6 protein-coding genes are annotated in these 9,023 nt (G+C 35.7%); 2 read left to right on the forward strand and 4 right to left on the reverse strand.

The genetic code is table 11. From position 1 onward, the window contains the following. Positions 1–461 precede the first annotated feature (461 nt). Positions 462–2,003, forward strand: a complete 1,542-nt coding sequence (gene gpmI / locus U9P79_06705; protein ID MEA2104312.1) for a 2,3-bisphosphoglycerate-independent phosphoglycerate mutase — start codon at positions 462–464, stop codon at positions 2,001–2,003. A 131-nt stretch (positions 2,004–2,134) separates the two neighbouring features. Continuing rightward, a complete protein-coding gene (locus U9P79_06710) occupies positions 2,135–2,821 on the forward strand; it encodes a tetratricopeptide repeat protein (GenBank protein ID MEA2104313.1) in 687 nt (228 codons plus the stop codon). 67 nt (positions 2,822–2,888) lie between these two features. Here the strand turns inward: U9P79_06710 and U9P79_06715 are convergent, their stop codons facing one another. The 4 genes from U9P79_06715 to mfd form a co-directional block, all read right to left on the reverse strand. After that, a complete protein-coding gene (locus U9P79_06715) occupies positions 2,889–3,137 on the reverse strand; it encodes a hypothetical protein (GenBank protein MEA2104314.1) in 249 nt (82 codons plus the stop codon). Between the two features lie 95 nt (positions 3,138–3,232). Further along, complete coding sequence (locus U9P79_06720; protein MEA2104315.1) at positions 3,233–3,925, reverse strand: YjjG family noncanonical pyrimidine nucleotidase; 693 nt, start codon at positions 3,923–3,925, stop codon at positions 3,233–3,235. Positions 3,926–3,995: 70 nt separating this feature from the next. Continuing rightward, the gene (locus U9P79_06725; GenBank protein ID MEA2104316.1) at positions 3,996–4,880 is read right to left on the reverse strand and encodes a hypothetical protein; all 885 of its coding nucleotides are present in this window, start codon (positions 4,878–4,880) and stop codon (positions 3,996–3,998) included. 327 nt (positions 4,881–5,207) lie between these two features. Continuing rightward, on the reverse strand, positions 5,208–8,585 hold the full coding sequence (gene mfd, locus U9P79_06730) for a transcription-repair coupling factor (GenBank protein ID MEA2104317.1): 3,378 nt from the start codon (positions 8,583–8,585) through the stop codon (positions 5,208–5,210). Between the last annotated feature and the right edge of the window lie 438 nt (positions 8,586–9,023).

Below are 9,023 nucleotides of genomic sequence, written 5' to 3' on the forward strand. Positions count from 1 at the left end.
TCTGTAACAAGATATTTAAAATTATGGGCTTTTGCTGATGGTCATAATCCTGTTTTTTTGGACAGTGTTTATGTGGATAAAAAAGATGGGTGTGATGTTATTTTGAAATTATTTGAATAATTAGTGTCTGTCCGTAAACTACTATTTTATCAATAGTTTTTTAGCAAAATGATTCGACGCAGAAAAACACTGATTCGGCAGATAAACGCTGATACTACTCTTTTTGTACTTAAATTTTTTATCTGCGTAAATCATTTTTTTCAGCGCTCATCTGCGTCCAATCTATACTTTACGGACAGACACTAATTAGTGTGCATACGTAAACCCGTATTCAAGTCGTAAGGAGTTTACGACGAGGGCTCGAAACACTTCCCGTTAGCAATTGTTTTCGACTCGTCGTTCCTTACGAGTCTAAAAAGATAAATTTGCAAAGCCATTTTAATCAAAGAAAGGAATTTCAAATGAAAAAAAAAGTAATGTTAATGATCCTAGATGGATTTGGATTGAGTGAAAACAATGAAGGAAATGCGATAAAAGCAGCAAACACCCCAAACTTAGATAAGTTATTTCACCAAAATCTTTGGACAAAATTGAAATGCTCTGGGAATGAGGTGGGATTACCAAAAGGAATTATGGGGAATTCGGAAGTTGGACATCTGAATATCGGAGCAGGAAGAATTGTTTATCAAGATATTACCAGAATAAATAAAAGCATTCGGAATAAAAGTTTTTTTGAGAATCATGAATTCAAGAACGCAACGGAACATTGTAAGAAATTTGATTCCTCTTTGCATCTTTTCGGGCTTGTGTCCGACGGCAAAGTGCACAGCTCACTTGTTCATCTTTGGGCTCTGCTCAAAATGGCAAAACAGAACAATCTGACAAAAGTTTATTTGCACGCTTTTATGGATGGGAGAGATACATCCCCACACAGTGGAAAAGAATTTGTTGAGCAATGTCTAAGCAAAATGAAGGAAATCGGAGTGGGAAAAATCGCTACAATTTCAGGCAGATATTATGCGATGGATAGAGACAATCGCTGGAAACGAGTTCAAAAAGCCTATGATGCGATCGTTTACGGAAAAGGAAATGAGTGCGATAATCCAATTAAAGCAATAACAAAAAGTTACGCTGAAAATATTACCGATGAATTTATTATCCCCACTGTTTTGCAAGAGAATGACCAACCGGTTGCATCTGTTCGAGATAATGATTCAATCATCTTTTTTAATTTTCGAGCAGATCGGGCCAGAGAAATTACGAAAAGTTTTATTCTTCCCCAATTCGATAAATTCCCTACAAAAAAATATTCAAATCTATCCTTTACTTCGATGACGGAATACGAAGATACGCTTTCACCATTTATCCACATTGCTTTTAAGCCGATTCACTTAAAAAATGTTTTGGGAAAAATATTGGCTGATAATAATATTTCACAGCTTAGAATCGCAGAAACCGAGAAATATGCTCACGTTACTTTTTTCTTTAATGGTGGAGTGGAAAAGCCATTTAAAAATGAAGAGCGAATTCTAATTAGCTCCCCTAAAGTTGCAACTTATGATCTTCAGCCTGAGATGAGTGCGTTTTTGGTTTGCAATCGGGTTATTGCAGAAATTCGCAAAAATAAATTTCAAACGATCATCCTAAACTTCGCAAATTCGGACATGGTTGGTCACACAGGTGATTTTAAGGCAGCTGTAAAAGCAGTAGAAACAGTAGATGAATGCGTAGGTAAAATTGTGCGGGTGTTATATGAAAATGATTACAAGTTTTTGATCACAGCAGATCATGGTAATGCAGAACAAATGTTAGCAGCGGATGGATCGCCCTTTACCGCTCACACAACCAACAAAGTTCCCTTCATCACATCCGAACGGGATAGGGAAAAATTCATTCTTAGAAATGACGGAAAACTTGCAGATATTGCTCCCACAATTCTATATGTTTTGAATATCCCCACCCCAAAAGAATTTACCGGAAAAAGTTTGATCAAAAAAGTTTAAAAAAATTTCTGATTTGGAATTGGGTTGAAAATTTAGAACCGAACAATTCAACAAAATTTTTCGTAAGGTTTGACAAGATAGGTGGCGATTAAAATTTTACGAAAAAAAATTAAGCATTGAAAGGTATCAAAATGTCAAAGAAATTTCCCAAACATAAACACGAAATAAAGGAAGATAAGTTTGTAACTTTTGTTTTCCAATCGGCAGATTATCTGAAAGAAAATTGGAAGAAATTTGCAATCGGTGGAGTAGCGGTTATCGTCATTATCCTTGCTATAATTACATTTACATCACAACATCACAGCTTGACCAAAGAAGCACTCCAGCAGTTTTCCAAAGCAATGAATCTATACAATGATCAGGATTTTCTTAAAGCGGAAAGTAAATTTAAAGAGATTTCTATCCAATACGGCTCCACGAAATATGGGCAATATGCTTTGCTTTATCTCGGTAAAATTGCTGTTTCCAAAGATAGCGTGGATTATGACGTGGCAATGGATTATTTTGAAAAAGCAAGCAAGATTAAAAACAAGATGTACAAGCAAGCGGCCTTACTTGGAGAAGCAAAATGCTATCTGGCAAACGGAAACGAGGATGAATATTACACTCGTTTGAGAAAGATAATTAGAGAATTTTCGAATTTCTACAAAACGCCAAATTACATCTTTGAAATTGCGGAATATTATTATAACAATGGGGAAAAAGATAAAGCTTTAGTTTATTATAATCAAATAGTGGATGGATTTAAAAAATCAAATCTGTATAACAAAGCAAAGACAAAATCGGATGCGATAAAAACAGAAAATTTTGTTCTGTAAATATTTTGATTGGTGGATTCAGACAATTAAACCAAGAAAGTATAAATAATCTTAAAACCTACAAAATTTATAAACGTGGAAAAACTATCCTAAATTTCGTGTAAAGTTTTTTCTCCAATTCAAGAATACCGTCAATTTGTGATGTAAGTCCCACAACTAATTCCATTCCCAAAGAATCACTTTGCTCCGGGTCAAAATTTCCTAATTCCTGATAAATCCAGCCAATATCAGTATAAGAATTCGCTAAACGATTTAAATCATTTGAGGTTTTGTTTAAATCAGCAACTTCCAGGTTGAATATTAAAATACAAAGCATTCAACGGGGCAGACGCAGATATTACACTTTTTACAAAAAATTTGTATCTTGCGAAAATCCACTTTTTCAGTGTTCATCTGCGTCCAATCTATAGTTTACGCATGGACTCTAATTATATTTAACAGTTCGATTAATTCACTTATTTCATAATCCGGTTTTATATCGGATTTATTTTCGTGATTATAAATATTAAACCAACAGGTGGCAATTCCAAAATCGTTACCACCTTTTATGTCAGAATTCAAACTATCGCCAATTATTATTGCCGTATTTTTATCTTTGTGAGACATTTGCTTAAATACGAATTCGAAAATTGCAGGATGAGGTTTGGAATATCCAATTTCTTCAGAGATGAAAATTTCATTGAAATATGGAGAAAGAGCCGAATTTATTAATCTCGGATACTGCACTTCTGAGAATCCATTCGTGATCAACGCTATTTTTCTATCAGCAACAGATGAAACAACATTCACTGCATTTTCAATCAGAAATGTTCCTTCAGAGAGAAATTTCAGATAGGATCTGCTCATCTCTGCCGGATCAAAATCAAAGTTTTCCTGCCGACAAAATCTGCGGAAACGCTCAATGCGTAAATCTTGAGCGTTAATGAGATTTTTTTCAAAGTCCTGCCATAACTGCAAATTAATTTTGTGATATTTTTCCCGTATGGTTTCAAGATTGCCCTCAATACAAAAAATTTCTAACATTTTGGAAAAGGCATTTTTCTCCGCTCGATTATAATCGAAAAGTGTATTGTCTAAATCGAATAAGATAAAATCGTATTTCATGAGAAAATTAATTTACCACAAAGGACACAAAAGGCACAAATAACACAAAGTAAAATTAAGATAATAAAATTTAGTAGATAAATTGAGGTACAATTCGGCGTCCCATTGCATCTTCTTCACCGGGGGAATCGTCATAAACTTCTACAATGTAATAAACAACTGTGATAAATTGTTTGGAAAATTGCCCATGAAAATAACTGTGAACAAGATTTATATATTTCACAACATCTTTCTCATAATTATTAAGCCCCGGGTCATCTGGATGAAGAAGACGCACAATGGTTTTCAATTTGAAACTGGGAATATCCAAGAAAACTATTGTGGAGATCGGGTTTGTGATCTGATTGAGAAAAGTTTGGGTATTAAATGTGGGAACCGAATATAATTCCAAAGAAACCTGCTTGTCCAAATCGAATAACGAATCTGCATTTTCATACATGGAAACCAAAACATCCATTTTTTTCATTATGGATTCATGATTTGTGGATTCCAGATTAGAGATCACTTCTTTGATTTTATCTCGCTTTGGCAAAAAGCCCATTCCTTTTACGGCATTATTCAGTTTGAAACGGGAATCATCACGTTTAAATCCATAAGATGCAACTATGCCGTTATGTGGACCAGCGAGACGAGGACCTTTTGCATTTCTGTCACGGGACATGATCATCTTTTTCATATCCTCAATAGTTTCTTTTCTTTTTCCAATATCCCAATCCATAACTTTGGGCGGGAGAGTGCGGATGGGAAATTCTTTCCATTCACCATCCAATTTTGCTCTGATTATTGTGTCATTCGCTGCCGGAGTAATAACATTCTCCTGAGTGAAATAATTACCTGTCCAAATATCTTCTTCCGGATTAATTGCATTTTTATCCGCATTTTGTTTGCAACCAACGAGTAATAAAACGATTGCCATAAAAATAATGAGTAAGTGTAAATTCCTTCTTATTTTCATAATATTCCTTTCTATTTAGAGTCCATCCGTAAACTCGCATTTTTGCAATGATTCTCCGAATGTGATTCGACACAGATAAACACTGATTATGCTGATGAACGCTGATATTAAAATTTTTACAAAAAAAATTTATCTTGCGAAAATCGGTTTTTTCAGTGTTCATCTGCGTCGAATCCCTACTTTACGGACAGACACTATTTATGGTTGAATTCAAGCGGTTTTTATATGAAGTTTGTGATATTTGTGTCAATTTTTATGGTAATTTATTTAAATTCTACAACAGATATTGTGGGGCTACAAATCTGATAAAGTGTTTACAAATTCACTTCAAAACAATATACCCAAAACACGCAAACAAGCAGAAAAATTACCGGATACTTCCCGCCCTTTTCGATGTTTAATATGAATATTAATTTGAAGACCTTTTGTTTGTTTGAAATCTATCTTATATTCTGTTTGCTTTAATATTGCCAAAATCCTATCTCGGGCAATATTTCGCTTATGATGAATTCGGATAATATTTTTTCCCACGACAATTGAGTTAATTGCATTTTTCTCTGCGATGAAAGCAATTTCATAAAACCAAAAAACACTTTTTGCAGCCTGCGGTAACTCGCCAAACCGATCAATCATTTCTTCTTTAATCTGCATAAATTCTATCTGATTTTCAATTAAATTCAGTTTACGATAAAATTGCAATCTTATTTTTTCATCTTCAATATAATAATCCGGTAAATAATAGGGGATTTCGGTTTGAACTTTTGTTCTTTTTTTATCAATCTCAAAGATGTCCGCTTCCTCCCCTTTTTGGATTTTTTCTACTGCCCTTTTAAGTATTTGGTTGTAAAAATTTATCCCGATTTGATTCATTAGCCCGTGTTGCTTTGCTCCGAGCAAATTTCCGGCTCCCCGAATTTCCAGATCCTGCATCGCAATATGCAAACCTGAACCGAGTGCTTCGTAACGCTCCAGTGTTTTCAGCCGATCGTGTGCTGTTTTATTAACCTTTTTCGGAATCACGAGATAAGCGTACGCCTGATGATCGGAGCGTCCTACTCTGCCTCGTAATTGGTATAATTGAGCCAAACCCAATTTGTCAGCCCGATTCATGATAATCGTGTTCGCATTCGGAATATCAATTCCCGATTCAATGATCGTAGTGCAAATCAGGACGTCAAAATTGTGGTGATAAAAATTCATCATGACGGATTCCAGTTCACGCTCCGACATTTGCCCGTGCCCTACGCAAAAGTTCACCTCGGGAAGCATTTTTTCCAGTCGCTCTTGCATCGAATAAATAGATTGAACTCGATTGTGCAAGAAGAAAACCTGTCCTTGTCTATCAATCTCTCGCCTGATTGCAGACTTGATTATTTTCTTATCGAATTTCATCATAGTCGTCCGAATAGGTAGGCGATTCTCGGGTGGGATTCTCATAAGGGTCATATCTTTTACACCGGAAAGTGCCATGTTCAAAGTGCGTGGAATAGGTGTGGCAGTCAGATTCAATGTATCCACATTTTCTCGAAGTTGTTTCAATTTTTCCTTATGACGAACTCCAAAGCGATGTTCTTCGTCGAGGATCAACAAGCCGAGATCTTTGAAATGAATATCTTTTGAAAAAAGACGATGCGTGCCGATGACAATATCAATTTCCCCAAATCGCAAACTTTCCACAGTTTGGTTTTGCTTCTTTTTGGTTACAAATCTGCTCAGCATTTCTATCCGAATCGGGTAATCCTTCAACCTTTCGGAAAAGGTGATATAATGCTGTTCTGCAAGAATGGTAGTTGGAACTACAAACGCTACTTGTTTACTATCCATCACAGCTTTAAAAGCCGCTCGAATTGCTACTTCTGTTTTGCCAAAGCCAACATCACCGCAAATAAGCCGCTCCATTGGTAAGGGAGATTCCATGTCATTTTTCACATCTTCAGTGGATTTTATTTGATCTTCGGTATCCTGATAAATAAAGGATGCTTCCATATCTCGCTGCCATTCCGTATCTCCTGAAAAAGCAAATCCTTTTGCCATTTTCCTTTTTGCATAAAGCCGGACCAGGTCTTTGGCAATGTTTTCCACATCTTTCCTGATCCGCTTTTTCGTGTTATCCCATCTCGCTCCACCGAGAGTGTGGATTTGTGGCTCGATACCTTCTTTTGCCGAAAATTTGGAAAGTAAATTCAATTGATCCGTGGGAACATATACTTTATCTCCACCTGCATAATAGACAACTATACAATCCATCTCCGTATTTCCCACAGTGATAGTTTGCAGTCCGTTACAAATTCCAATTCCATAATCAATATGAACCACATAATCCCCATTTTTCAGTGTTTCATAATCGGCAATCGCTTCTGCTTTGCTAAAACGGGTAATACGCCGTTTTCGTTTGTAACGATTAAAAATTTCGTGGTCGGTGAAGATAGCGATCTTTGCATCATCAAGAATAAAACCGTTATGAAAAACTCCTACTTGAAAGCGAAGATTGTCCCCCAAATCCGCCAAAGTATTCATAATTCTTTTGCTCTGGCTTTTTGTGTCCGATTGGATAAAAATCGTAAAATCCTTTAAACTTAATGCCTTGATCTCATCCACGAGCAAAGAAATATTACTGTTGAAATTCATCTGAGAGCGGACAGGGAAGGATATGGATTTTGTGGTAATATGATTGTTTTTATTGTTAAAATAAACGCTCTTGAAAGATTCAAGTTTCAGGTCTGAGAAGTGTGAAAACAATTGTTCCGGTTCAGGAATGCAATTTGTATTTCGTTCCCCGTTATATTTTTCTCTTTGCTCCTCCGCTTCGTCAAAAAGGTCGTCTTCGATCTCTTGAATGTGCTGAGCTTCATCAAATATCATTGTGGTTTTTTGAGCAAAAAAGTATTCTGAAAAAGTGGTGGTTTTTTCGATAAGTTGCGAAAAATCTTGCTCCATTCCTTCATAAAATCCGGTTTCCGCAATTTTTTGGATGAAATAATCATCCGCATGTTCGGATATTTGTTTTAGCGACAATTCTCGAATCGGTTGAATGGTAAGGTTGCTTTTTTCTGTATTTATTGAGCGTTGTGATTTTGCAGAAAATTCACGTATAGACTCAATTTCATCACCAAAAAACTCAATCCGAAATGGATTTTTGTATTGAGGTGAAAAGACGTCCAAAATTCCCCCTCGTTTGCTAATATCCCCTGCCTGAGATACTTGGCTTGTGCGAGTATAGCCGCAGGAAATCAGATCATCGAGCAGAACATCCATAGCATATTCTTTTCCGATTTTCAGATGGGTAGTATTTTTTTTATATAATTCGGGTAGGTTGATCTTCCGTAAAAATTCTCGCAGAGAAACGATGTAAATCCCGGGTTGTTGTATAACGGCTGCAGAAAGAGCATTGCTTCGCTCCAGTTGGCAAGTTCGTCTCGGAGAAAATTCTTCGTATGGCAAAATTTCGTAACTATTGAGGTGGAAAATTTTAGTTTTGTCGAGCAGTATTTCCAAATCATCGCAAGTGTTTTGGGCAATAGTATCGTTACCGGTTACAAAAACGATATTTTTTTTTTTAGTTTGAAACAAGTGTGCCAGAAGGAGTGATTTGGCGGAGTCATTCAAATCCACAATCTGCTTTGGTTCTTCTATTTCTACAAATTTATTAAATTGACGAATCAAATCCGATTTGTTCAAAAAATTATTTAGTATTTTGTAAAACATTGTTTTTTTCTCTATTTCTTTTCAAATATAATTTTATAATACACGATAAATTTAGTTGTGGGTATTTGGTGTCAAATAATGCGATAGAATTAACCACAAAGGGAATAAAAAGCAAAAAGCATTGCCTCTGGTAATTGAGAATACAGGGGAAAATATAGGTAACAAAAAAACTGGTTGAAAGCATTTTTTGGAGTGCAACATCCGTGATGTTGCAGTGTTGTATAAAATATCACGGATATTTTACTCCAAAACGCCATAAATGGCGTAAGATATTTGTCCGATCTTATACCTATCCGTAAACGAATAGGCTATTTTTTTTACATTTAAAATTATTTTACGCTTTTATTCGTGAATTCGTGGCTATTTCTTTTTCAATTTTACAACTTGTCTGCCCACTGGCTGATTGCAAATTGATTTATTGAATAGCCCAGCCCCTTA

This window comes from Candidatus Cloacimonadota bacterium, from assembly GCA_034661015.1.
GTDB lineage: Bacteria > Cloacimonadota > Cloacimonadia > JGIOTU-2 > JGIOTU-2 > JAYEKN01.